The sequence below is a fragment of the Collinsella sp. CLA-SR-H006 genome, assembly GCF_040097075.1.
In the GTDB taxonomy this organism is placed as follows: Bacteria; Actinomycetota; Coriobacteriia; order Coriobacteriales; family Coriobacteriaceae; genus Collinsella.
On the sequence record NZ_JBBNPD010000012.1, the window covers coordinates 1 to 25,312 of the forward strand.

At 61.7% G+C, this 25,312-nt stretch carries 23 protein-coding genes and 2 tRNA genes; 1 reads left to right on the forward strand and 24 read right to left on the reverse strand.

What is annotated here, in order from left to right:
- Positions 1-63 precede the first annotated feature (63 nt).
- The 4 genes from AAA069_RS07535 to thyA all read right to left on the reverse strand — a co-directional run bounded on the left by AAA069_RS07535 (position 64) and on the right by thyA (position 3,279).
- Positions 64-753 carry an MATE family efflux transporter gene (locus AAA069_RS07535; protein WP_349128002.1) on the reverse strand — a complete coding sequence of 230 codons (690 nt, stop codon included), beginning with the start codon at positions 751-753 and terminating at the stop codon, positions 64-66.
- Positions 754-878: 125 nt separating this feature from the next.
- Positions 879-1,793 carry an RNA methyltransferase gene (locus AAA069_RS07540; RefSeq protein WP_195503179.1) on the reverse strand — a complete coding sequence of 305 codons (915 nt, stop codon included), beginning with the start codon at positions 1,791-1,793 and terminating at the stop codon, positions 879-881.
- 109 nt (positions 1,794-1,902) lie between these two features.
- Positions 1,903-2,421: a dihydrofolate reductase gene (locus AAA069_RS07545; protein ID WP_349128003.1), complete on the reverse strand. Its 519-nt coding sequence runs from the start codon at positions 2,419-2,421 to the stop codon at positions 1,903-1,905.
- A gap of 9 nt (positions 2,422-2,430) precedes the next feature.
- On the reverse strand, positions 2,431-3,279 hold the full coding sequence (thyA, locus tag AAA069_RS07550) for a thymidylate synthase (protein ID WP_055309513.1): 849 nt from the start codon (positions 3,277-3,279) through the stop codon (positions 2,431-2,433).
- Between the two features lie 218 nt (positions 3,280-3,497).
- Between thyA and AAA069_RS07555 the strand changes: the two genes are divergently transcribed.
- A complete protein-coding gene (locus AAA069_RS07555; protein WP_225093514.1) occupies positions 3,498-4,262 on the forward strand; it encodes a NifB/NifX family molybdenum-iron cluster-binding protein in 765 nt (254 codons plus the stop codon).
- Positions 4,263-4,378: 116 nt separating this feature from the next.
- Here the strand turns inward: AAA069_RS07555 and ffh are convergent, their stop codons facing one another.
- The 20 genes from ffh to truB form a co-directional block, all read right to left on the reverse strand.
- Positions 4,379-5,854: a signal recognition particle protein gene (gene ffh / locus AAA069_RS07560; RefSeq protein WP_035138144.1), complete on the reverse strand. Its 1,476-nt coding sequence runs from the start codon at positions 5,852-5,854 to the stop codon at positions 4,379-4,381.
- 10 nt (positions 5,855-5,864) lie between these two features.
- Positions 5,865-6,782: a signal recognition particle-docking protein FtsY gene (gene ftsY, locus AAA069_RS07565; protein ID WP_195544374.1), complete on the reverse strand. Its 918-nt coding sequence runs from the start codon at positions 6,780-6,782 to the stop codon at positions 5,865-5,867.
- Positions 6,782-10,318: a chromosome segregation protein SMC gene (gene smc, locus AAA069_RS07570; RefSeq protein ID WP_349128004.1), complete on the reverse strand. Its 3,537-nt coding sequence runs from the start codon at positions 10,316-10,318 to the stop codon at positions 6,782-6,784. The genes ftsY and smc overlap by 1 nt, the downstream gene beginning before the upstream one ends.
- A 10-nt stretch (positions 10,319-10,328) precedes the next feature.
- Positions 10,329-11,054: a ribonuclease III gene (rnc, locus tag AAA069_RS07575; protein WP_195503185.1), complete on the reverse strand. Its 726-nt coding sequence runs from the start codon at positions 11,052-11,054 to the stop codon at positions 10,329-10,331.
- Between the two features lie 3 nt (positions 11,055-11,057).
- On the reverse strand, positions 11,058-11,300 hold the full coding sequence (locus tag AAA069_RS07580; RefSeq protein ID WP_006234023.1) for an acyl carrier protein: 243 nt from the start codon (positions 11,298-11,300) through the stop codon (positions 11,058-11,060).
- A gap of 124 nt (positions 11,301-11,424) precedes the next feature.
- Complete coding sequence (gene plsX, locus AAA069_RS07585; protein WP_238057322.1) at positions 11,425-12,444, reverse strand: phosphate acyltransferase PlsX; 1,020 nt, start codon at positions 12,442-12,444, stop codon at positions 11,425-11,427.
- An 87-nt stretch (positions 12,445-12,531) separates the two neighbouring features.
- Positions 12,532-12,711, reverse strand: a complete 180-nt coding sequence (gene rpmF, locus AAA069_RS07590) for a 50S ribosomal protein L32 (RefSeq protein ID WP_022094017.1) — start codon at positions 12,709-12,711, stop codon at positions 12,532-12,534.
- Positions 12,712-12,775: 64 nt separating this feature from the next.
- Entirely contained in the window at positions 12,776-13,330 is a 555-nt protein-coding gene (locus AAA069_RS07595; protein ID WP_349128005.1) for a DUF177 domain-containing protein, read from the reverse strand.
- Positions 13,330-13,827, reverse strand: coding sequence for a hypothetical protein (locus AAA069_RS07600; RefSeq protein WP_022094019.1), 498 nt, complete (start codon positions 13,825-13,827; stop codon positions 13,330-13,332). Before AAA069_RS07600 ends, AAA069_RS07595 begins: the two co-directional genes overlap by 1 nt.
- Positions 13,828-13,895: 68 nt before the next feature.
- Entirely contained in the window at positions 13,896-14,393 is a 498-nt protein-coding gene (coaD, locus tag AAA069_RS07605) for a pantetheine-phosphate adenylyltransferase (RefSeq protein ID WP_118376690.1), read from the reverse strand.
- Entirely contained in the window at positions 14,386-15,030 is a 645-nt protein-coding gene (rsmD, locus tag AAA069_RS07610; RefSeq protein WP_238057319.1) for a 16S rRNA (guanine(966)-N(2))-methyltransferase RsmD, read from the reverse strand. Before rsmD ends, coaD begins: the two co-directional genes overlap by 8 nt.
- The gene (locus tag AAA069_RS07615) at positions 15,027-17,204 is read right to left on the reverse strand and encodes an ATP-dependent DNA helicase RecG (RefSeq protein ID WP_349128006.1); all 2,178 of its coding nucleotides are present in this window, start codon (positions 17,202-17,204) and stop codon (positions 15,027-15,029) included. Before AAA069_RS07615 ends, rsmD begins: the two co-directional genes overlap by 4 nt.
- A 10-nt stretch (positions 17,205-17,214) precedes the next feature.
- Positions 17,215-18,876, reverse strand: coding sequence for a DAK2 domain-containing protein (locus AAA069_RS07620; RefSeq protein ID WP_320677419.1), 1,662 nt, complete (start codon positions 18,874-18,876; stop codon positions 17,215-17,217).
- Between the two features lie 27 nt (positions 18,877-18,903).
- Complete coding sequence (locus tag AAA069_RS07625; protein WP_187361832.1) at positions 18,904-19,293, reverse strand: Asp23/Gls24 family envelope stress response protein; 390 nt, start codon at positions 19,291-19,293, stop codon at positions 18,904-18,906.
- Between the two features lie 161 nt (positions 19,294-19,454).
- Positions 19,455-19,529: transfer RNA gene (locus tag AAA069_RS07630), tRNA-Asn, on the reverse strand.
- 33 nt (positions 19,530-19,562) lie between these two features.
- Positions 19,563-19,637 (reverse strand) — tRNA-Asn (locus AAA069_RS07635).
- A gap of 160 nt (positions 19,638-19,797) precedes the next feature.
- Positions 19,798-21,144, reverse strand: a complete 1,347-nt coding sequence (rpoD, locus tag AAA069_RS07640) for an RNA polymerase sigma factor RpoD (protein ID WP_271736307.1) — start codon at positions 21,142-21,144, stop codon at positions 19,798-19,800.
- 110 nt (positions 21,145-21,254) lie between these two features.
- Positions 21,255-23,369, reverse strand: a complete 2,115-nt coding sequence (gene dnaG, locus AAA069_RS07645; RefSeq protein ID WP_271736309.1) for a DNA primase — start codon at positions 23,367-23,369, stop codon at positions 21,255-21,257.
- Positions 23,362-24,369, reverse strand: a complete 1,008-nt coding sequence (gene ribF / locus AAA069_RS07650; RefSeq protein WP_349128007.1) for a riboflavin biosynthesis protein RibF — start codon at positions 24,367-24,369, stop codon at positions 23,362-23,364. Before ribF ends, dnaG begins: the two co-directional genes overlap by 8 nt.
- Complete coding sequence (gene truB / locus AAA069_RS07655; RefSeq protein ID WP_349128008.1) at positions 24,366-25,298, reverse strand: tRNA pseudouridine(55) synthase TruB; 933 nt, start codon at positions 25,296-25,298, stop codon at positions 24,366-24,368. The genes ribF and truB overlap by 4 nt, the downstream gene beginning before the upstream one ends.
- Positions 25,299-25,312: the final 14 nt, after the last annotated feature.

A 25,312-nucleotide genomic window follows, 5' to 3' on the forward strand; every position in this document is an offset into this window, starting at 1 on the left:
AGGCCCCGCCGACCGATTGCAAGCGGTCGGCGGGGCCATTGTGGCTCTTGACAGCGGATTGGGTCATATGAGCGAAAGACGCCATGCACCCGGAGCGCGCATCATGCGCAACACGATCATCGTTGCATTGGAGCAAATGGTCAGCGCCACCGCGATGCCGCAGCCCAGCGCCTCCATATGCAACACAGCGACAAAAATGATATCCAGCACCACGTTAACCAGGCAGCCAGAGGCAATGATCACGGCGGGGCCGCGCGTGTCGCCCACGGCACGCAGCAGTGCGGTTCCCATATTAAGCAGCAGTGCCGCAACCATCGCGGCAAAATAACAGCGAGCATAGGCCACGCCCTCGGCCAATAGTTCATGCGGCGTGTTCATAAGCACCAGCATGGGCTCAACGAACACTATGCCAAGAATCGAGAAAGCGATACCGCCCACCAGCGCGAGCGTCATGGCTGTATGGACCGAACGACTCAGTCGCTCATCATCGTGCTGACCAAAATACTGACCGGTAATGACCGCGCAGCCGGCGCCGGCGCCAACGCAAAAGCCAATGCAGAGCTCGGTGAGCACCATCGTAGCTTGAATGCCACCTAGCGCGAGCTTGCCGCCAAACTGACCGACGATATAGGTACCGATAAGCGTGTAGGCCTGCTGAAAAAACGAACTAAAAAAGATGGGAACGCACAGCGAAAGCAGCTGCTGCCAAATAACACCCTGCGTTACATCGATAGCCGTAGATTTCTTAGCCACACGCCCTCCCCAAAAGCGTACGTCAACCGACAAAACAGTAATTAAAGACCTAAGCTAATAGCAGCTTAGCACCGACCGACGTCGACCGAAACACCCCGAGTCAGAGCCCGGTGCAAACTATCTGCCTAGTGATACAGCCCCGGCTGGTAGTGATACTCGTTGCTCACGTGCGGGCACAGCTGCCAAAAGGCGACGGCACTCGCCGCGGCCACGTTGAGCGAATCGACCCCGTGCGCCATCGGAATGCGCACGGCTCGGTCGCAGCCCGCGATAGTCTTGGCGCCCAGGCCGGCACCCTCGGTGCCCATAAAGATCGCCAGGCGATCAACCTCCTGCAGCGCAGGATCGTCCAGCGAAACGGAGTCGTCCGTCAGCGCCATCGCAGCGCACGAAAAACCGGCTTCGTGCAGTGCCGCCAGGCCATCGTGCGGCCACACACGAGCCTCGCTGCCAATACGCGTCCACGGCACCTGAAACACCGTGCCCATGCTCACGCGGGCCGAGCGACGGTACAGCGGGTCGCAGCACGTCGGACTGACCAAAATACCGTCGACATTGAGCGCGGCGGCCGAGCGGAAAATCGCACCCACGTTCGTGTGGTCGACAATACCCTCGAGCACGCACACGCGCACCGGGCGCTCCCCCGCCGCCTCGACGACGCCACCCAAGAACTCATCAACCGGAATCTGCCGCGGGCGACGAAACGCCGCGAGCGCACCGCGCGTCACGTTAAAGCCCGTCAGCTGCTCCATGAGTTCCATGGAAGCCACGAACACAGGAACCGGACCTGCACCCTCGCGCACAACCAGGCGCTCAAACAGCGGCATCATCTGGTCGAGCCAGCGTTCGCCCAAAAGAAAGCTCACCGGCTCGTATCCGGCACGCACCGCGCGCTCAATAACCTTGGCACTCTCGGCGATAAAGATGCCCTTTTGCGGCTCTAGCACGCAGCGCAGCTCACGCTCGGTCAGTCGCACGTAGGCATCGAGCCGCTCGTCCTCGAGCGAATCAATTCGCAGAACCTCAACGGCATCAGTCATAGCAGCCTGCCCGCACCCTTCTTTACAGCACATCTATACCAAACGAGGCGACGCTAAGCGCCGCCCCATACATTCAATCAACCCGATAATACCGTTCACGCCAGACGATTTACGCCTCAACGCGACGATACGTCACGAACTCATAATCGACACCCTCGTCGCCCTCGCCCGAGGCAATCGTGGCAACACCGCCACGCCACGCAATCTCCCACGCGGGATCGGCGTCCAAGTCGGGAAAGTACGTGTCCACGACATGCACGCAGTGGTTATGCGTGACCTCGGCCTCGACGCAATACGGCAAAAACTGCCGATACACATCGCCGCCACCGAGCACCCATGCAACAGGCTCATAGGCAACCGCGGCGAGCGCTTCGTCAATGCTATGCACCACGTCGACGCCCTCGGGCGCAAAATCCTCGTCGCGCGTGAGTACGATATTGCGGCGGTTCTTGAGCGGACGCCCACCGGGAAAACTCAACAGGGTCTTGCGCCCCATAATAACCGGGCAACCTTTGGTGCACGCCACAAAATGGCGCATGTCGGCGCGATTGGACACCACCATGTCGCCCTCGCACCCAATGCCCCAATCCTCACACACGGCGACGATAGCAGATAGCTTACACGTCATGAGCACCACCTACACCGCAATGGGAATGTTCTTGACCTGCGGGCCGTGCTCATAGCCCTCGACGATCAGGTCATCGGTCGTAAACGCATAGAAGTCATGCACATCGGGGTTGAGCGTTACCTTGGGTGCCGCAAACTGCGGACGCTCGATAAGCTCGCGGACGATATCGACATGACGATCATAGATATGGGCGTCGGCGATCACGTGCAGCAGCTCACCGGGAATCATATCGACCGACTGCGCGACCATCATCAGCAAAATGGCGTACTGGCACACGTTCCAGTTGTTCGCGGCCAAAATGTCCTGGCTGCGCTGGTTGAGAATCATGTTGAGCGTCGGCTTGTCGTCCTGAGGACGCTGCGTCACGTTATAGGTCACGCTATAGGCGCACGGATAAAGGTGCATCTCGGACAGATCGCTAAACACGTACGTATTGGTCATAATGCGGCGACTATACGGCGTGTGCTTAAGGTCGTACAGCACACGGTCCATCTGGTCGAAGTCGCCCTCGGCGTAATGGCTCTTCTGACCAATCTGATAGCCGTAGGCTTTACCGATGGAACCGGTCTCATCGGCCCACTCATCCCAGATATGGCTGTTGAGATCATGCACGTTATTGGACTTCTTTTGATAGATCCACAGAATCTCGTCCATGGCAGACTTAAGCGCCGTACGACGCAGGGTGAGCGCGGGGAACTCCTCGCGCAGATCATAGCGCGCCGTGACACCAAAGTTTTTAATGGTATAGGCAGGGGTGCCGTCCTCCCACACCGGACGGACCTTTTGGCCCTCGGTGGTGGTGCCATGATCCAAGATATCGCGGCACATGGTTACAAACTGCTGATCAGCTTTGCTCATTGACCCTCCTGTCAGTCGCCTATAAGCGAGATTTATTGTAGCCCAGGCGCGCGAGTGTCGAATTGGACACTTAGTCCGGCACACGCAATGCACGGCAGCGCGGCTCCGCAAGCGGCAACGAGGCATCTTAGCCTTTTTCTGACATATGCCAGAAATGCCTTGCGCCCAACGACTAACGCGTTATCCTATTGTTGACATATGTCAGATAAGGAGTGTGCATGGCAGGAAGACGCGAAAAACTGCGCCGCGTCGGGATCATCCCCGAATACCGCGGCTTCACCCCCGATGGCCTGGCCAGCGGTGATGCCATCGACATGACCGTCGACGAGCTTGAGGTGCTGCGCCTGTGCGACCTGGAAGGTCTCAACCAAGAGGCGGTCGCCCAGCAGATGGGCATCGCCCGTGCAACGGTGGCGGCCATTTGCAGCCGCGCGCATCGCAAGGTGGCCGATGCGCTGGTCAACGGACGAGCGCTCGTCATCGAGGGCGGCAATATCGCGTACTCCCCCATCGCCTCGACGACGGCCGCATGGCCAGCAAAGGAGGTCGGCACCATGAGGGTGGCAACGACGTACGACAACGGCAACATCTTTATGCACTTTGGCCGCAGCGAGCAGTTCAAGATCTACGACATTCAGGACGGCAAGGTGCTCAACGAGCAGGTCGTGGGCACCGGCGGCACCGGCCACGGCGCCCTGGCGGGCCTGCTCGCCAACGGCGGTGTGGACACGCTCATCTGCGGCGGCATCGGCGGTGGCGCCATCAACGCGCTTGCCCAAGCCGGCATCACGGTATACGCAGGTGCCCAGGGCAGCTGCGACGCTTGCGTCGAAGCCCTTATTGCCGGCACGCTCGCACAGAACGGCGAGGCCACATGCGGCTGCCACGGCCATGACCACGGCCACGCCCACGAACACGGCGAGTCCTGCAGCTGCCACGACCATCACGAGCACGAGGGCCACGAGGGCTGTGGCTGCCACTAACGGCAAGCATCTCAACGTCAACACGCTTCCGCGCGTGCGACAACCTGCGAACGAACGGCGAAGGCCGCCTGGAATACGATCCAGGCGGCCTTCGCCATACACGACTCAATCAGTCGTTATTTCTTATTGCGCATCTGCGCTTCCATCTGGCGCAGCAGGTCCATATCGGACTTGGGGCCGCCCGTACCCAGGCCGCCCATGCCGCCCAGACCCATAGCGTCCAGGCCAGGGATATTGGGCATGCGCATCTTCTTGCCCTTCTTGCCCTTTTTGCCCTTCTTGCCGCCGGCCTGAGCCTGATTGGCCATCGTGCGCATGCGGCCCATCATCTTGTTCATCTCGCCCCACTGCTTCATAAGGCTATTGACCTCTGTGGGAGTCACGCCGGCGCCCTTGGCAATGCGGGCACGGCGCTGGCCGTTAATGATGGAAGGACGCAGACGCTCCTCCTTGGTCATCGACATGATGATGGCCTCGTTCTTGTCGAAGATGCCCTCGTCCAGGTTGCCGCCCATCTGGTTGAGCGCACGCTGGCCGCCGGGGAGCATGCCCAGGATGCCCTTCATGCCGCCCATCTTCTTGACGGCCTTCATCTGGTCGAGCATGTCATTCATGGTGAAGCCCTCGCGCAGCATGCGCTCGGCGGCCTCGAGCTGCTCGGCATCGGCGGCCTCCTGGGCCTTCTCGATAATGCCGACAACGTCGCCCATACCCAGAATGCGCTTGGCCATACGATCGGGGTAGAACGGCTCAAGCGAATCGGGTTTCTCGCCCATGCTCACGAACTTGATGGGCTTGCCGGTCACCTGGCGCACGGAAAGCGCGCCGCCGCCACGAGCGTCGCCATCGAGCTTGGAGATGATCACGCCGTCAAAGTCGGTGCGCTCGGCGAAGGTCGAGACGACGTTGACGATATCCTGGCCGGTCATGGCATCGACGACCATCAGCACCTGATCGGGCTTGACAGCCTTCTTGATATCCACGGCCTCCTGCATCATCTGCTCGTCGATCTGCAGACGACCGGCGGTATCGACGATGACCACATCGCGCAGGTGGTCGACGGCCTCCTGGATGGCACCCTTGGCAATGTCGACCGGGTGCGCGCCGTCACCGCGGAAGACTGGCACGCCGATCTCGCCACCGAGCGTGGCCAGCTGGTCGGCAGCGGCGGGACGATAGACGTCGCACGCGGCGAGCAGCGGCGAGCGGCCCTGCTTCTTGAGCAGGTAGGCCAGCTTTACGGCCGCCGTGGTCTTACCGGAGCCCTGCAGGCCCACGAGCATGATGACATTGGGAATGCGATTGCTAAAGACGAGCTTGCTCTCGGTTGAGCCAAGCATCTCGGTGAGCTCGTCGAGCACGATCTTGACGACGTTTTGCGCCGGCGACAGCGACTCCATGACCTCAGCGGTCATGCAGCGCTCCTTGGTCTTGGCGACGAACTCCTTGACGACCTTAAAGTTAACGTCGGCCTCGAGCAGTGCCATGCGAATATCGCGCATGGCCGAAGTAATATCGGCCTCGGTCAGCTTGCCCTTGCCGCGCAGGCGGTCAAATGTGTCGTTGAGGCGATCGCTCAGGGAATCAAACACTAGTCACTCCTTAATTGGACTCGCCCACCAGGGCGCGGCAGAAATCTTTGGCATTGAACTCCTGCAGGTCATCGACCTGCTCGCCCACGCCCACGCGCAGGATCGGGAGCTTGAGTTTCTCGGCCACGGCCATGGCGATACCGCCCTTAGCCGTGCCGTCGAGCTTAGTCATGATAATACCGTCCAGGCCCAGCGCCTCGTTAAACTCGAGCGCCTGGTTCAGACCGTTTTGACCCGTCGCGGCGTCGATCACAAGCACGACCGAAACCGGCATGGGACCGGCGGCCATATTGGCGGCGCGCTTACGGGTCACATTGACTACCTTGGCAAGCTCGCGCATGAGCTCAGGGCTCGTGTGCAGACGGCCGGCGGTATCGATGAGCACCAGGTCACTGCCGCGCTTATCGGCCTCGTCGAGCACGTCATAGCACACGCTCGCCGGATCGGAGCCGCGGTCACGCTTGATAACCGGTACGCCGGCACGCTGCCCCCACACATCGAGCTGCTCGATGGCGGCGGCGCGGAAGGTGTCGGCCGAACCGATCACCACGTTCTTGCCGCGGGCAGCCATGGCGCTCGCGATCTTACCGACCGTCGTGGTCTTGCCGGCACCGTTAATGCCCACAAACAGCACGCAGCTCGGCGTATCGGAAAACGGATCTCGCTCGATGGGCACAAAGTGCTGCTCAAGCTGCTCGGCCAGGGCACGGCGAAGCTGCGGAGCGGTCTTGAGGTTCTTCTTGGCCGCGGCATCGCGCAGGTCATCGGAGACCTTGATAGCGACCTCGGCGCCCATGTCACCCATGACGAGGGTGTCCTCCAGGTCCTCCCAAAAATCCTCGTCGACCTCGCCGCCAAAGTAGAAGACCTCGTTGAGGGCCTCGCGGCTGCGCTCAAGTCCGCGCGAGAGAGCATCGAAGAATCCCATTATGCATTCACGACCTTTCCGGTTTCGCGATCGAGTTTTTGCGAGACGACGCGACTGACGCCGTCGGCTTGCATCGAGACGCCGTAGAGGACGTCAGCGTCCTCCATAGTACGGCGTTGATGCGAGATAACCAAGAGCTGCGTATCGGAACGCAACACGTCGAGTGCGCCGATGAGCTTGGACAGGTTGGCGTCATCGAGTGCCGCCTCGACCTCGTCCAGCACATAGAACGGCACCGTGCGCGTGCGGTACACAGCAAAGAGCAGGGCGAGCGCCGTCAGGCTCTTCTCGCCGCCCGACATGAGCATCATCTTGGTGATGCGCTTGCCGCGCGGCTGCGCCACGACCTCGATACCCGTCTCGGCAGGATGCTCGGGATCGGTCATCTCCAGATGAGCCTGGCCGCCCGGGAAGAGCATAGCGAAGATCTCGCGGAAGTTCGCGTCGACCTTCTCAAACGTCACCAGGAAGGCCTTCCGCATCTTGCGATCAATGGCCACCGTGATCTTGGTGAGCGCCTTGCGCGCGCTCTCCAGATCGGCCAGCTGCTCCTCGATGTAGTCGGCACGGCGCTTGAGCTGCTCGTACTCCTCCATGGCAACTTGGTTAACGGGACCAAGGTTGTTGATCTGGCGCACAAGCTGGTTGAGTTCGCGCTCGGCGGCATCGCGGTCCGTGGGCGCCGGAAGCATGAGCGCTTCCTCGAGCACCGTCGTGCCATCGGCGGTAATGGCCTTGATGGCAGCCTCGACCTGCACCTCGAGCTTGCCACGCGCGACCTTGAACTCGTTTTGCGTGGCAGAGGCGGTATCGACTCGCTCCTTAGCGCGGGCAACCTCTGCCTTGGCATCCTCGATGGTCTTCTTGAGCGAAGCGGAGTCCGCCTCCTCCAGAGAGGCCTGGTCACGCAGGCGCGCTGCCCAATCCGACGCGCGTTCCAACAGGGCAGAATAGCGTTCGTGCATGGGGTCGACGCGCAGGCGCAGCAGCTCGAGCGAGCGCGAAGCCTGGCGTGTTCCGCGGATACGACGGTCGATGCCCTCAAGACGATGCTCAAGGTCGGGCACGCGGCCCTTCAGCGAACGCAGGCGCTCGCTCGTCTGAGCCAGGCGGACCTTGGCATCGGCGAGCTTACCGGCTGCCTCGGAGTCGTCACGACGCACGCGATCGAGCTCGTCGTTGGCTTCGGCAATCTGAAGAACCAGGTCGCTTGCCTGCGCACGGGCCTCGTCGCGCGAACGGGTGAGCTCGTCAACGCGCGGGCACGCAGCGCGAACAGCCTCGGCGGCCTGCTCGCGGCGCTTGGAGATGCGCACGCGCTCGACCTCGGCATTGTTGGCGCTTTGCTCCAGACGGCCGATCTCGGACAACAGGGAGCGGCGCTCGCCTTCAAGACGGGCGATCTCGCCGGCGGCATCGCCCTCAGCGGCACGCGCCTCTTCGACGGCCGCATTGGCCTCGACGACCTGATCCGACACATGCTCAAACACGGCAGCCAGATCGGGCTCAAGCCCCTCCAGCTCGCGAATGCGACGCTTACGCTCCAGAGCACCCGAGGCCTCGCCAGCATCGAGGCCCACGCGCACCAGGCCGCCACAGCTTACGCGGGCGCCATCGGGAGTCACATAGGTCACACCGTCAACGACCGGCGCCAACAGCGCGGCAGCCAAGTCATCGACCACGTAATAGCCGCCGAGCAGCGCCTCGACGACGGGTCCGTAGCCTGCGCGCACGGACAGACGATCAACCAGGCGGATACCGGCAGAGCCCTCAGCGGCGGTAGAGCCGCTCACGTCGCGCGCCACCAGCAGTGCTTCGCCCGAGGCCTTCTTTTGGTCCAGAGCCGCACGACCGGCACGCTCAAGCGCGGACGTATCGTCGAACAGAAGCGCATCGATATCGCCGGCGAGCAATTGCTCAACCAGGCCCTCAAGCTCGCGCGGGGCTTCGAGCACATCGCCCAGGCGACCCGTTACGTCATCGCCCAGCGCACCCACCAGACGGCTCACGAGCGGCGAGCTGTCGGCCATGCGCGCATCAAGCTTCTTTTGGCTGGCAAGCTCCGAGCGCACCTCGGATAACTTGTTGCGCGCCTCGCTCTCACGATTACGCAAGTCCTTCAGGGCCGCACGGGCGACCTCGGTGGCCTCACGCGCATCGACCTGAGCCTGGCGCGCCTCCTCAAGAGCGCCCTCAAGCTCCTCGGCGCGGTCGCGACGGGTCTCGAGCGAGGCCGTGACCTCCTCGAGCTGTTCATCGATCTGCTCCAGGCGCGAGGCATACATGTTGTCCTCGACCTCGGCATTGGAAAGCGAATCCTTCACCTTGGCGAGCTCGAGCGCAGCATTATCGGCAACGCGCTGCACATCGCGCTGCTCGCGCGTAAGCTGCGAAATCTGATTGTCGAGCGCAACGCGCCGCTCGTGGAGCTCGGCGGCGGCAGGACCAGCGGCGTCAACGTCCTCCTGGACCTGCATATGCGCGCCGGTCACTTCCTCGAGCTGAGCACGTGCGTCCTCGAGCTCCTCGACCACACGACGACGCTGATGCTCGGAGCTCGAAATCTGCCCGCGCATGTCGGACAGGCGCGACACCATGTTATGGCCCTTTTCCTCGAGCAGACGCATGTCTGAGTTAATGCGACCGACCACATCTTGCATATGGCGGCGTTGCTCGCCCAGATCGCCCACAAACAGGCCTTTTTCCTCGAGCATAACTTGGAGCTTCTCGAGCTCGCGCTCCTTTTCGCCCAAGCGGTACTGCGCAAGCTCAAGTTCGGCGGCGCCCTCCTTAGAGCGGCTCTCCAGGTCGTTCCACTGCGACTGCAGCGAACGAAGCTCGTCGACGGCCAGCATCTGCGTAAGTTCGTTCGCGCGCGAGGACAGCTCTTTGTACTTGCGCGCGCGATCGACCTGACGCTCCAGTGGCCGCAGCTGACGGGCGATTTCCTTATTGATGTCGCGGGCACGCGTCAGATGCTCGTCCATCGACTTAATCTTTTTGAGCGCACGCTCCTTGCGGCGCTTGTGCTTGGAGATGCCGGCGGCCTCCTCGATGAGGGCGCGGCGCTCCTCGGGGCGGCTCTGCAAAATGGCGTCGAGCTTGCCCTGGCTGATGATGGAATGCGTATCCTTGCCCAGGCCCGAATCGTGCAGGATGTCCTGAATGTCCATCAGGCGGCACGGACTCGAGTTGATGAGGTACTCGCTTTCGCCCGAGCGATACATGCGACGGGTGATGGCGACCTCGTCAAAGTCGACGGGCAACATATGGTCCGAGTTATCGAGCACCAGCGTGACCTCGGCGACACCCACCGGCTTGCGCGCCGACGAGCCCGAGAAGATGACATCCTCCATGGCCTGGCCGCGCAACTGCTTGGCGCTCTGCTCGCCCAGGACCCACAGGATGGAGTCGGAGATGTTCGATTTTCCCGAGCCGTTGGGACCGACGATGACGGTCAGGCCCGGCTCAAACGTCATATGGGCGCGGTCGGCAAACGACTTGAACCCTTTGAGCGTGAGGGACTTGAGATACACGGTTCCTCGCTTACACGTGCTTCTTATTCAGAATCACGCCGTTGGTGGTGTAACCCATGCGGTCGAGCGCTTCGAGCGCGGCGGCTCCCTCGGCTTCCTTCTTTGAGGAGCCGGAGCCGCGACCCTGACGAATACCATCGATCAACACCACGGCGGTAAAGGTGGGCGCATGCGCCGGGCCCTCGGAGCCAACGAGCTTATACGCCGGGGGCTCGTGACCGTCGGCTTGCACGCACTCCTGCAAAAACGACTTGGGGTTCGCGGGATGCTCGGCGCGCTCGGAAGCCAAATGCGGCTTAAGCGTACGATGGATAAACTCCGCTGCGGCATCCCAGCCGGCATCCAGGTACAGTGCGCCCACGAGCGACTCGTAGACGTTCTCGAGGGCCGAATGCAGGCCGCGCGCACCGGTACCGGTCTCGGAGGCACCAAAGATGATGATGTCGTCGATGCCCAGCTCGTGAGAAACCTCGGACAGCGTAGCGCCCGAGACAAGCGACACCTTCAGGCGTGTGAGCTTGCCCTCGTCAAACTCCGGATAGGACTCAAACAGGGAGCGTGCGACCACAGCGCCCAAAATGGAATCGCCCAAGAACTCAAGGCGCTCATAGCTGGCAGAAACCGGCTGGCCCTCGACTGCCGAGGGATGCGTAAGCGCCGCGCGCAGCAGCACCTTATTGTTGAACTCGTGGCCCAAGATTTCCTGGGCGCGCGTAAGTCGGTCGGATAAAGCCAAGACTTAGGCCTCCTTGGCAGCTTCGATAGCGTCGACGGCGTCGGCGACAGAGTTGAGCGAGAGAAGGGTCTCGTCATCGATCTCGAGGTTGAACTCGTCCTCGATAGCCGTAACCAGCTGCAGGCGCTCGAGCGAGTTGGCATCGAGGTCGTCAAAGGTGGTCTCATCGCTAATTTCGGCAACATCGACGCCCAGAACGTCAGCAGCGACCTCGGCGATCTTGTCGAAGATTTCGGAGCGGTCCATAGCGCTTCCTCTCATAGTGCATGAATACCAAAAGAATGGTACCGCCCGGGCGGTACCAAGACACGGTTCTGATTCTACCCCACGACGTGCGCCGCGAAGCACATAACAGCACTCTAACTCGCTCTTATAAAACGATACCGTCCATAGAGTTGGCGACATTCTCGACCAGCCCGGCGCGCACGGCTTCGGCCGCCGCAAGCGTACCGTTTTTAACAGCCTCGACCGAGGTGGCACCATGGCCGATCAGGACCACGCCGCGCAGGCCCAAAAGAATCGCGCCGCCCTTGGCGTCGCCCGAAAGCTTGGCTTTAATCTCGCGCATCTGCTTTTTAATGAGCAGCGCGGCGATCTTGGTGCCGAGCGAGGCCATAAAGGCACCCTTGAGTTCCTGCAGCAAAAACTTGGCAGCGCCCTCGGTGGCCTTGAGCGCGATGTTGCCCGACATGCCGTCGGCGACCACGACGTCAAAATTGCCCGACGTAAGATCGGTGCCCTCGCAGTTACCAACAAAGCCGGGAACGGCGGCTTTCATGGCCGGGAAGCAGGCCTTGGTAAAGTTGGAGCCCTTCTCGTCCTCGGTGCCGTTGGCAAGCAGGCCCACGCGGGGATGCTCGATGCCCAGGACGACGCGGGCATAGGCGCTACCCATCTGAGCAAAACGCACCATGTCATCGACCTCCACATCGGGGTTGGCACCCATGTCGCACAGCACCGTCAGACCGCCGGCGCGATTGGGCAACGCATTGGTGAGGCACGGACGCACCGGCTGCTTCTTGCCTTCGGCCTGATACCTAAACGGCGTCACGTAGGCGGTGGCAGCGGCGGTCATGGCACCGGTCGAGCCGGCGGAGAAGAACGCATCCGCGTTGCCCTTCTTAATGGCGCGGCAAGAAAGCACGATCGACGACTTACGCTTGGTCATCACGGCGCGAATGGGATTGTCATCCATGGCGATAACGTCAGGTGCCTCAAGGGCCTCAACACGTGCATGGGAAGCTGCAAAGGGATTGACGATTTCGGCGGGGCCAGCTGCCAAGACCTCGATATCGGAATCGGCGGCAAGCGCAGCCTCGATACCATCAAGAACAACCTGAGGTTTCTCGTCTCCGCCCACAACGTCTACACAAACGCGAACGTTACTCATATACAAGCTCCTTATACAAAAATGGCCGACTCATTGAGCCGGCCATTGTGGTTCCAGTTGGAACGGCATCGCATCCAGAGTATACAGTTACTCGGTAACGATAACCTCGCGGTCCTTGTAGAAACCGCAGCTGGGGCACACGTGGTGCGGGAGCTTAACAGCGCCGCAACGGGGGCACGTGGACTGAGCCGCAGCCGAGATCTTCATGTTGGCGGAACGACGGGTATGGGTGCGGATACGACCCTGCTTTTGTTTAGGTACGGGCATAGTGACCTTCCTTATGAACTATCCAGTGTGGCGATTACGCGCAAGTAGCGATACTACCACAGTTTTACTCGTCAAGCTTGAGATTCTTCAATGCTGCAAATGGATTTTCCGTGGCAGCGGCCCATTCGGCCTCTGCCTGGGCGGCGCAATCGCATTGCTCGACGTTGAGATTGATGCCGCAGGTGGGGCAAAGGCCGCGGCAATCGGGCTTGCACAGGACAACGAACGGCGTGTCCATGACGACCGCGTCGTTGATGGGCTCACCCAGATCGACGATGCGATCCTCGCCCAGCAACTCGTAGCCGTCTTCGTAGGCCTCGGGGTCCTCGGGCTCCTCAAAGAGGTAGAACTCCTCGATCTCGCCTGCGATATCAAACGAGGCGGGCTCTAGGCAGCGATCGCACTCGCCGGTGGCGTGGGCGCGGACCATGCCCGAGAGCAGAACGCCGGTACCGGCGTTGGTAAAGACAACGTCGTAGGCAATGCCGTCCTGCAGCTGGTACTCCTTCTCGCTAACCGTGAAGGCGGCGACATCGACCTTGCCGGTCAGCGGATAAGAGTCTCCGGGAAACTCGAGTTGCTCGGAAAGATCGACGGTTACGCTCGGGAACTCAGCCATTACCACTGACCGTTCTGCTGGGCGGCACCCTCGTTGAGCTGCTGACGGCAACGGGTGACGGTGCCGGTCAGGCTCTTAAGGTTCTCCTCAAGGTGCGTAAAGACCTGCTCTGCGTAATCCTCGGCGGCATAACGCGTCTCGCGCTCGTACTGCTGGGCACGGTCGCGAATGTCGTCGGCCTGCTGCTGGGCTAGGCGAACGATCTCCTGCTCACCGGCAATGGTGAGGGCCTGCTGCTGAGCGTCGGCAATGATGGAATCGGCCTGAGCGGCGGCGGAAGCCATAAGCTCCTCACGCTCTTTGAGGATACGGCGGGACTTCTGCCACTCCTCGGGATAGCTCATGCGGATCTCATCGAGGATGTTAAAGAAGACGTCGGCGTCGATAACCTTCATCTGGGCGTTCTTGCCGAACGGCGTCTTAGCCTCTTCGATGAGCCCCTCGAGCTCGTCGACAAGACTCACGATCCTGTCGCCAGGAAAATTCTCGCCCGGCATCCGGTCTCCTTTCATAGGTAACATATCATCGAGTTAGTTTACCACATGCCACCAGGCAATAAAAAATGTCACGAAAAGCGATGTTTGAGCGCTTCGACCACGTTGGGCGGCACAAACGTCGACACGTCGCTGCCAAGCGACGCGATCTGGCGCACCACCGAGCTCGAGATATAGCCGTACTGCGGAGCACTCATGACAAAGATAGACTCCAGCTCGTTATCCAGGCGGTAGTTGAGGTCGGCCTGCTGCAGCTCGTACTCAAAGTCGGTCATGGCGCGCAGGCCCTTAACGACGGCACCTGCCCCCTGTTCACGTGCAAAGTCGACCAGCAGGCCGGTGAAAGGCAGTACCTCGATGCCGTCCAAATCGCCGAGGGCCTCGCGGGCCAGCGCCACGCGCTCGTCGAGCATAAAGGTGGTACCCACGCCGTTTTTACCCTGCGACTCGGCCACGGCGACAATCACGCTGGGAAAGATGCGGCGGGCACGGCGAATCACATCGATATGGCCAAAGGTGATGGGGTCGAAGGTGCCCGGGACGATCACGCGGTTGATGGTGTCATTCATGGGCGTCCTCCGAAGGCGCATCCTCGTCATTTTCGTTCTCGTCACCATGGTCCTTCACGTCCTCGGCCACCCAGCGCAGCAAGTCAACCGAGGTAATGCCGTAGCGCTTCTCTCGCACGGTCTCAAAACCAGCTGGATGAGCGCCCGCATCGGTTGCGGCATGCTCAAACAGGGCAAAGGCCCCGGGCGTCAGCAGCTCCTGCTGGGAAAGATTTTGCAGCAGCTCCTCGACCGGCTCGGCGCCAAAGGCATACGGCGGATCGAGCAGGACCAGATCAAAAGGACCGCCCGGCACGCGACCGCGCGAGGCACTCGCCAGCACATCGCCGGTAACGACACGCCAACGCGAACGGTCGCGGCACAGCGACTCGACGTTCTTGGTGATCAGACGGGCGGCGTTGCGATCGATCTCGAACGTGGTGAGCGTGCGGGCGCCACGCGAGAGCATCTCGATTCCCAGGGCGCCGGAGCCGCCAAAAGCGTCCAGCACGCGGACCTCGTCCAAATCGAAGTCGAACGCCGACATGACCATGGATGCACATGCCTCGCGCACGCGATCGGTCGTGGGACGGGTGACATCGCGCCCGCGCGGCTCTTCGATCTTACGGCCGCGCCATTCACCGCCGATGATTCTCATCCTCCGCTGACCTCCTTAAAGATATGTCGATAGCGCGTGGCGACCGCGTCGCGCAAGGGACGCGTCGCCACGGAGTCAAGGTTGCAAGCATACCGCAAGAGCTCGACCGCGTCCAAATGGGCCCATTCGATAAGATCCTCGTCGGCGTCCAGGTCCACAAAGCGCAGGGTCACGCCGCCATGCTGACGGTAGCCCAGGATTTCGCCCTCATGGCGCAAGCGCAGGTCCATCTGGGCGAGCGTAAAGCCGTCTGAGGTCTTTTCGAGCGACTGGAGGCGGTCTTGTGCCGCCGACGCGCCGCCGTTGCCCTTGGAGTGCGTCATGACCAGGCAGGTGCCCGACACGCTGCCGCGGCCCACACGGCCGCGCAACTGGTGCAGGGCCGCCAAGCCAAAGCGCTCACCGTTCTCGATGACCATGACGGTGGCGTTGGGCACGTCGACGCCCACCTCGACCACCGTGGTCGAAACGAGCACGTCGATCTCACCGCGCTTGAAGGCATCGATCACGCGGTCCTTCTCCCCCGCCGGCATGCGGCCATGAAGGCGCTCGATAGTAAGCCCCGGCAACGCCAGGCGCAGCCGGTCGAGCTCGGTTGCCGTATCGTACAGCGGCACGGGGACGGTCACGCGGCCCTCATCGTCGCGGGCGATACCGGGGACATCCTCAAGCTCATCGGCCGAGTCGCTCGGCTCCACAAGCGGGCAGATCACGTAAGCCTGCTGGCCCTTTTCATGCGCCTCGCGAATGGCGCCGTAGGCCAGGTCGCGGCTCGACTCGGTGAGCACACGCGTCGTAACGCCCGCCCCCGGAACAGGCCGATGGCGGATGATGCTCGTGTCCAGATCGCCGTAGACCGAAAGCGCCAGCGTACGCGGGATGGGCGTTGCCGTCATAACGAGCAGGTCCGCACCGGGACCCTTGGCACGCAGGGCGTTACGCTGGCCTACGCCAAAGCGGTGCTGCTCGTCGATGACCACGAGCGACAGATGCTTGAACGCAACGTTATCTGAAAGCACCGCGTGGGTTCCAAAGAGGACATCGAGCTCGCCCGATTTCAGCTGCGCATGGATCTGCTCGCGCTCGGCTGCCGGCGTGGCACCCGTCAGGAGCGCCCAGGACATGCCGGCCTGCGAGAGCAAGGGGCCGGTCTTATCGGCATATTGGCGCGCCAGCACACCCGTTGGCGCCATAACGCAGGACTGGGTGCCGCTATCGGCCGCAACGGCCAGCGCGCAGGCGGCGACGGCGGTCTTGCCGGTTCCGACGTCGCCCAGCAGCAGGCGGTTCATAACGCGCCCGCCATCGCACATGTCGTGCAGGATGTCTTGGAACGCGGCCTCTTGCTCGTCGCTCAGCGAAAACGGGAGGGCCTGCTTAAGCGCGGCCAGATGCTCGCCCGCGGTGTGGGCGTAGGGAACGACGCCGACCATGCCACCGTCGTTGCGCAGACGCAGCGCCAGCTGAAGGTAGAGGCACTCCTCGTAGGCAAGCCGTGCGCGCGCGATATCGCGCTCGGCCATGCTCGATGGAAAGTGAATTGAGCGCAGCGCACGAGCATTGCTCATCAGCTGGCGCTTGACGCGTAAGCGTGCGGGAATCGGGTCGAAGGGATTGCCGACAACCTCGAGCGCGCCGCTTACGATGCGGCGCATCCACGCCTGGCTCACGCCATCGCTCACATAATGGACCGGCAGTATGGTGCCCGCGGCACGCCCATCCTCGAGCTTTTCGAAATGCGGCGAGGCCATCTGCTTAAAGCCGTAGGCAAACTCGACCTTACCCATCACGGCCAGGCGGTCTCCCTGCTTAAACTGCTGGGCGATCCAGGGCTGACGGAAAAAGGCGACCTGCAGCACGCCCGTCTCGTCCACCAGCGAGACCTCGGTCACCTGCATACGCGGGCGGGGCTGCTTTTGAACGATACGATCGACCGTGGCGACAATCGTGCACACGGTACCGATGGGAGCCATCTCGATGGACCAGGAGCGCGTAAAGTCGAGATATCGGTGAGGGATATGGAGAAGGAGGTCCCCCGCCGTCCGAATTCCCAGACGGCGAAGGGCCTCCTCACGTTTACCCGAAACATATTTGAGTCGCGCGATATCCTCGTCGAGCGCATTGCTCTGGGCAAAGCGCTCCGAGGCGCGCGGCACGGAGCACAGCTCGGACATGGGTAGATGCCTACTCGATCGAGAAGATCACGGGATAGAGCGGCTGCTCGCCACGATGAGCATCGATCTCCAGGTCGGGCTGAGCCTCCTCGATGGCGTCGACGATCTCCTGGAAGGCCTCATCGGACAGCTCCTCGCCGGCCAGAATCGTCAGTGCGTCGCCCTCCTCTTCCTCCTGCATGCGGTTGATGCAATCGAGCGTGACCTGCTTCACATCGGAGCCGACCACGTCGATGGAGCCGGCAATGATACCCATGACATCACCGGAGTGAATCGGAGAGCCGTCAGAGGCGCTGGAATCGCGCACGGCACGGGTGACCTCGCCATCGCGGACCTCGCTGATGGCGTCGACCATAGCGGCGACGGCGTCCTCGAGCTCGGAATCGGGCAGGACCGCGAACAGCGCGGAGAAGGCCTGCGGAACGGTCTTAGTGGGAACGACGGCGACTTTCTTGTCGGTGCAGGCAGAGGCAGCGGCCTCGGCAGCCATGCGGATGTTGCCGTTATTGGGCAGGATGATGACCGAGGTCGCGTTGACCTGGTCGACGGCGCCCAGCAGGTCGGCGGTCGAGGGGTTCATGGTCTGACCACCCGAGACGATCACGTCAACGCCGAGGGACTTGAGGATGTCGGCCTCGCCGGAACCGGCGGCAACGGCGACAAAGCCCAAAGCCTTGACAGGTTCGGCAGCCTTTTCCTGGTCCTCATGAATCTTGGCGGTACGGTCGTGGGCCTCCATCTCCATGTTGTGGATAAAGACCTCGTAGATCTGACCAAGCTGCAGCATGTGCTCGAGCACCAGGTTAGGCGTGTTGGAGTGCACATGGATCTTGTAGTCGGGGTAGGCACCCACGAGAAGCTCACAGTCGCCCATGGAGCCCAGGAACTTAAGGCACTCGTCCTCGTCAAACGGGGCGTCGGCCTTAAAGAGGAACTCGTTGCAGTAGCGGAACTCCGAGCCCTCCCAGTCGTCGTTGGCCTCGATCTCAACGCGACCAAGGGCCGCGTCGCGGGCAGAGCCAGCGGAATCAAACGTGGCGGAGAAATCCTCGACAACGGTGCTGCGGCCAAGAGCGGCGGCAACAAAGTTCTCCAGGAAGATGGCAAAGCCAAAGGCGCCAGAGTCGACCACGCCGTTCTCCTTCAGAACGGGCAGCAGGTCGGGCGTGCGGGCGACGGACTGGTAGGCCTCGACGACGATAGCATCGAGCGCGTCCTCGGCCGAGAACTTCTTCTTTTCGCACTCGTCGGCCTTGGTCGAAACATCTCGCAGGACCGTGAGGATCGTGCCTTCGATGGGCTTGCGGACGGCCTGGAAGGCGACCTTGACGGCGCGACGGAAGGCGAAGGCGATGTTGGCGGACGTGATGGGCTCATCGGCAGAAACGAGACCCTCGGCAACACCGCGCAGGATCTGCGAGGTGATGACGCCGGAGTTGCCGCGGGCACCCATCAGGGAGCCGTGCGTGATGGCGCCTGCGATGGCCTCCATGTCGGCATCGGCGGGAAGGGCGGAAAGCTCCTTGGTCACCGAGGCGAGCGTGAGCGACATGTTGGTACCGGTGTCGCCGTCGGGCACGGGGAAGACGTTGAGCTTGTTGATCTCCTCGGCCTTGTCGGAAACGGCAGCCGCAGCGATCGGAAAACAGGTGCGAATGGTCTTTGCAATCATGGGTATTTGAATCTCCGTTTTCGGATGCTAGTTCAGACGGCTCTTGAGCGCGTCGATGTGGATGCCGATCTTAAGGCTGGCGGGATCGATCTGGGCGATCTCCTGCAGGGTGAAGGCAACGGAGCTCGAAAGATTGTGGCAGACGGACTTCATGTTGACGCCGTTCTCGAGCACGACGTGAAGATCGACCGTAAGGCCGTTCTCGTCGGCGGAGACAAGCACGCCCTTGCGGAGGCGCTGACCGGCAAGCAGGCGCACGCTCTCGGCGCCCTGGAGCTGTTCGGCCATACCGACGACGCCATAGCACGTCATCGCGGCATAACCGGCAATATCGGCAATAACGTCGTTCGAGACGCTCAGGCTGCCGTTAATGGTCTCAGACACAAGAATCTCCTTATCTGGTGCTCGCGGCACCATGTCGTGGGAGCAATCATTGCAATATTCTACAACGAGCGCGCCGTGTTGAGGTGGTGGGTCGCGGGATTACATCCTCGACACGAAATGTTGATATGGTAACGTTCGCGAACGGCGACCGCGACATGAAAAAACCCGCCGCATAAGCGACGGGTTTTACAACCTGGCTCCCCGGGTAGGACTCGAACCTACAACAGCGCGGTTAACAGCCGCGTGCTCTACCATTGAGCTACCGAGGAATTTAAAGCCCAACGGAAAGGGCTGATAAATTCTGGCTCCCCGGGTAGGACTCGAACCTACAACAGCGCGGTTAACAGCCGCGTGCTCTACCATTGAGCTACCGAGGAATAGGTGCGTGCTCTCAAGCAACGAAGTTTATTATACGGACGAATCAGCTTAGGGCAAGAACTTTTTTGAGATTTTTTCCGACCTAGTCATTGGGGACGTCCCCAATGACCACATGAAAGCGCCCCCAAGCGGATGTGCTTGAGGGCGCTTCTTGCTTGACTAGCTTTCGATATAGTCTTTGAGCTTGCTGCTGCGGCTCGGGTGGCGGAGCTTGGCCAAGGTCTTGGACTCGATCTGACGGATGCGCTCACGCGTGACGCCAAACTCGCGGCCGACTTCCTCGAGCGTACGGGGATGTCCGTCAACAAGGCCAAAGCGCAGCTCGATAACCTTGCGCTCACGATCGGCAAGCGAGTCGAGCACCTGGGTGAGCTGCTCCTGCAGCATGGAGAAGCTGGCGGCATCGGGCGGAACGATAGCCTGGGAGTCCTCGATGAAGTCGCCCAGCTGGGAATCCTCTTCCTCGCCGATAGGGGTCTCGAGCGACACGGGCTCCTGCGAAATCTTCTGGATCTCGCGGACGCGGTCGGCACTCATGTCCATCTCGGCACCGATCTCCTCGGGGGTCGGATCGCGACCCAGGTCCTGGAGAAGCTGGCGCTGCACGCGAACGAGTTTGTTGATGGTCTCGACCATGTGCACGGGAATACGGATGGTACGGGCCTGGTCGGCGATAGCGCGCGTGATGGCCTGACGGATCCACCACGTGGCGTACGTGGAGAACTTAAAGCCCTTCTGGTAGTCGAACTTCTCGACGGCGCGGATCAGACCGAGGTTGCCCTCCTGGATCAGGTCCAAGAACAGCATGCCGCGACCGACGTAGCGCTTGGCGATGGAGACGACCAGACGCAGGTTGGCGCTGATGAGCGCCTGCTTGGCCTCGAGACCCACGTTCTCGATACGGGTCAGGCGACGTATCTCGGCGCGGGTAAGCTCGATCTCGCCCGCCTCGGCGGCCTCGAGCTTCTCGGTGGCATCGAGACCGGCCTCGATCTTCATGGCCAGATCGACCTCTTCGGAGGCGGTCAGCAGGTCGACCTTACCGATCTCCTTAAGGTACATACGAACCGGGTCACCGGTCAGCATCACCGTGGAGGCATCGATGCCGCGCACGCGCGAGCGCGAACGGGACGTACGCACGGTGCGCTTCTTCTTGCTCTTGGAAGAACCCATCTCGGCGTCGGCCTGACGGGCCATCTTAAGCTCGTGATCGTCGAGTGAACCGGAATCGTGCTCGTCGTCATCGAAATCATCGGTATCGCTATCGCTATCGTCATCTTCGACGCCCATGGGAGCGTCGTCGTTTCCGCTCGCGGAGATAATCTGGATGCCGCTGTTGCGCAGCGCGGAATACACCGCGTTGAGTTGCTCGTCAGATACATCGATATCCTTCAGGGCGACCTGAATCTCGTCCTCGGTTACCGAAGTCCTGTTTGAGCCGTTGCCCATGAGCTTTGCAACGTAGGATTCCAGCCCAGTACCCGTGCTCTCACTCTTATTTGGCACAGATTCTCCCTTCATAGTCCACAGGACTCATTACTTTAGCACACACTTACACGTCTATACCCAAAATTCAGACTGGATATAGGCGCAAATACGCTGGTTGACCACAACATCTAGGCCTGCTCGGCGCCCGCAGTCTCCAAACCGATCAAACGGAACGGATCCGCCACGCCGCCGATCGACTTTTGGAGCTCACGCTGGCGCTGAGAATCTTGCATCGCCTGCATCGTCAGCACACGGCGTGCCTCATCGTCGAGCGACCGGTCCTGGCGAAGCTTGGCCTGTGCGGCGCGCATGCGGCGCTTGATGGTGTAGAGCTCGAGGGTGTCGAGCATAAACACGATGTTCGTCTCGGTGGGGTGCTTACTCGTCGACGAAATGCGCCCGGCACTAACAAGCGACGCTGCCTCGGGACACACGGCGCGCGCCGCATCCATGCACGCCGTGGGGTCGGTGCCCGGCGGCGTCGCGAGCACGGCCCACGCGATGGACTCGTGACGCGGATCCACCCACTCGATCGAGCAGATGCGATCGGCATACGTGCGGAACAGGTCGGGGTAGCTCGTGAGCATCGTCAGCAACTCGCGCTCCCCCGCCAAAGACTTTCGCTCTAGGTCGGTCAGCACGATCGGCATCGTCGGCGACGCGGGCGCGCCCATTATATCGGCGACCGGTGCCGCGCCATCCATACCAACCGGCACATCAATCGGCGGCATATCGTCGACAGCCTCGACCGGCGCGGCCCCGTAGGCCTCGAGCGGCACATAGTCGTACGGTTCTTCCTCGACCGGTGCGGACACCGGCGGCGTCGCACCCGCGGCCCAGGCACCGCGAGACGTCCCCAGCAAACCAGACGCCCGACCGCCCGCGCTGCCCGCGCGCTCAGCTTGCGCGCGTTGACGCTCGTAGTTCTGCTCACGGCGGCGCTCGGCGTCCTCGCGCTTGGCAACATCGCGAAACACACGGCCCGAGCTCGAGCGCACCGTCTCCAGATCCAAACCCAGCAGGTCGGCAATCTGGATAAAGTACGTATCGATCATGTAGCTATCGCGCAGCGGATAGATGAGCGTCAGTGCATCCTCGAGCGCCTTGGCACGACCGCCCGGCGTGGTAATGTCGCTCGACTCCTGCAGTGAGCGGTACACAAAGTCCATGAGGGGCTCGGCGGCATCGATGCGCGCCTGCAGAGCCTCGCCACCATGCGCGGTGATGAACTCCATGGGGTCGTTGCCGTCGGGAAGCACCACGCAGCGCAGGTCCATCGAATCCTGCTCGATAAACTGAATCGCGCGGCGTGCGGCCTTTTGACCGGCGGCGTCGCCATCGAACATATATACAATGCGCTTGGCAAAGCGGGTGAGCGTCTTTACATGATGTTCCGTCAGCGCCGTGCCCAGCGTGGCGACGACGTTTTTAATCCCCGCCTCCCAGCAGGCGATACAGTCGGTATATCCCTCCACCACGATGGCGGTATCCTGCGCGACGATAAACTCCTTGGCCCAGTTAAAGCCATAGAGGTTTCGCTTTTTATGGAACACGCTCGTCTCGGCGGTGTTGAGGTACTTAGGCTGGCCGTCGCCCATAATGCGCCCGCCAAAGGCGATGTTATGACCCTGCTCGTCAAAAATGGGAAACATCACGCGGTCGTAAAAACGGTCGGCAAGCTGCCCGCGACCACGGCTCACGGCCACATTGGCGTCGATCATCTCCTGCGGGGTAAAGCCCGCCTGCGACAGATGCGACACCAGCGCATTGCGACCCGGTGCAAAGCCCAGGCAGTAGCGGCGGCAGACATCGCTGCCCATACCGCGACTGGCGAAGTACTCGCGCGGACGGCTGTCCTTACCGCGCATAAGCATGGTGTGATAGAACTGGGCGGTTTCCGCACATAGGTCGTAGATGCGGACGCGCTTGGTGCCGCGCTCGCGATAAGCGCCGGTATCGTGCAGCTCAATGCCGGCACGGTCGGCCAGGTAGCGAATCGACTCGGGAAAGCTCAGGTTCTCGCGCTTCATGATGTAGGTGAAGACGTCGCCGCCCTCGCCACAGCCAAAGCAGTGCCACACCTGCGTGGCAGGGATAATGTGAAACGACGGGGTCTTTTCGCCATGGAAGGGGCAGCAACCCCAAAACTCATGGCCGCGGGGCTTGAGCTCAACCGTTTCCTGCACGATGGCAACCAGATCGGACGCAGCGCGTACCTGGTCTTTTTCCTCATCGCTAATCACGGATGCTCACCCCCTGCTCGCCCAAATGATGACGGATATCGTCAATGTTACCCTCGACGGTCGCGATAAGCTCGTCCAACGAATCGAACAGGCGCGACGGGCGCAGCCAGCGCGTAAACGCCAGCGAAACCGAGGCGCCGTACAGGTCGCCCGCATACCCGATTAAGTTGGCCTCGAGATGAGCCGAGGCGGCATCGTCGGCATACGTCGGCGGCAAGCCCACATTGACGGCAGCAGGCCACACGGTATCATCGACCAGCACCAGACCCTCATACACGCCATCGGCTGGCACCTGAATGCCGTCGGGAACCTGCAAGTTTGCCGTGGGAAAGCCCATGCCAGAACCCTCGTGACGGCCACGAATAACACCGCCACGCACCATATACGGACGGCCGAGCAACTCAGCAGCAAGCTCCACATGGCCCTGTCCCAGCTCATAACGAATGCGGGTGGCACAAATGGCCTCACCGCCCTCGCAAAGCAGGTCGTGAGCATACACGTCAACGCCGCGCTCGGCACCCCAGGTGCGCATCTCGGCAACACCAGAAGCACCGCCACGACCCAGCCTAAAGTCACTGCCAACGCGAATCGAGCGAATGTCGACTACGCGTGACAGCAGTGCGAGAAAACCGACATGGTCGAGTGCCGCAACCTCAGGCGTAAAGGGAACGGCCACCACCGCATCGACCCCGGTTTGAGCCAAGGCATGCAGACGGTCGGCCGTCGTCATCAATTTTTGAGCGGGCGAAGGGCTCACCACAACGTCCGGGTCGGGATCGAAGGTAACCACGACCGCCTTACAGCCATGGGCACGGGCATCACGGACAAGCGCTTCGATGAGATCCTGGTGTCCACGGTGAACGCCGTCGAACACGCCAATGGCGATTGAAGCGGCACCCAAGTGCTCACACTCATCAAACGTATCGGCAGCAACGATGCGAGCCTCGTCCGACTCGCCCGCGAAAAAGACACGCGCGAGCTCGCGAGCGGACAACATCATCGAACACCGCCGATTGCCTGCGGAAACACGTGCTCCATGACAAAGCGGCCGCCCTCAATGCGGGCGATCGCCTTGAGTCCCCCATCGAGCACCAACGCAAACGGCGCCTTCAAGGAATCGAAATCGGCAAGCGCACGCTCAACGGGAATGCGTCGGCCGCAGAGCAGGTCGTCGGCAAGATTGCCCGGCAAGTCAACACGTGTGGCGCCCAGGGCCGCAATGGGATCCAGGGCAAAGCCAGCGGCGGACTCGGGAGAAAGCTCCTCCACCGCATGACAGGCGCCAATGGAAACAGCACCGGAGGCCGTGCGGCGCAGCGCGGAAATATGCGCGGCGCTCTCACAGGCACGGCCCAGGTCGCGAGCGAGCGCACGGATATAGGTGCCCTTGCTCACCGAGAACGCCACGGTCCACACACACGTATCATCCTCGCCGCCCACGGCGATCAGGTCGGCGGCATAGACCTCGACGGGGCGCGGAGGTAGGTCCACCGCATTGCCCTCGCGAGCAGACTTGTAGGCGCGAACGCCATTGACCGAGATAGCCGAAAACGCCGGCGGCACCTGCATCTGCGGGCCCAGCATAGCGGCCAAGTGCTCACGGGCATAGGCAGGATCGCGGAGCTCGTTGGTAACAGCCACTGTGCGGACCGCCTCGCCCTCCGCATCATCGGTATTGGTCTCGGCACCAAACGAGATGTCGGCGACATAGCTTTTGGTATCGAGGGTTAGCATGCCCAGCAGACGAGTAGCCTGGCCCACGCCCACCACCATGACGCCGGACGCCATGGGGTCGAGCGTACCGGCATGGCCGACGCGCCGCTCATGGAGGGCGCGTCGGCATTGCGAGACCACATCGTGGGACGTGCAGCCCACCGGCTTATCGACGGCGAGCAGCATATTCAGTTGAGAAGGCGTACGACGAGCCATGTACCATCCAAAAA